Source organism: Paracraurococcus lichenis (assembly GCF_030657435.1).
Lineage (GTDB): Bacteria > Pseudomonadota > Alphaproteobacteria > Acetobacterales > Acetobacteraceae > Paracraurococcus > Paracraurococcus lichenis.
The window spans coordinates 1-400 of record NZ_JAUTWS010000509.1 but is presented as its reverse complement, the minus strand read 5'-3'; the positions used below and the strand labels follow the sequence as shown (position 1 = coordinate 400).

The 400-nt window shown below is 71.8% G+C and carries 1 protein-coding gene; it reads right to left on the bottom strand.

The window, feature by feature from the left end:
• A partial coding sequence (locus Q7A36_RS41020) for a transposase (RefSeq protein WP_305109515.1) occupies positions 1–400 on the bottom strand: 400 nt, incomplete at both ends.

Below are 400 nucleotides of genomic sequence, written 5' to 3'. Positions count from 1 at the left end.
GAGATGCCGCTTCGCCTTCAGCCTGCGAAAGCCCTTGGCGGCCTCAAGCATGGCGGCGGCGGTCCAGCGCAGGGCCATGTCGGTATTGCGCCAGCGCTTCACGTTGCGGCAGACGCGCCGCACCGAGCCCATGACGTTCTCGATGATGTTGGTGCAGGCCAGCGAGCGGCGCAGCTCCCGTGGCAAGCCGAGGCGGACGACGGTGAGGATCTCGTCGAGCCCCTCCAGGATCGAGGCGGCGGCACCGGGTGCACGGGGCTCGAGCGTGCGGGCCAGGTTGCGCAGCAGCCGCTCGGCCTTGGCCGCGTCGTCCAGCTCCCAGGCCTGCCGCAGCGCCCGGCGGACCGGCGCCTGCAGCGCTTTCGGCAGGCGATCCGCGATGTTGCGGGCCTTGTGGACC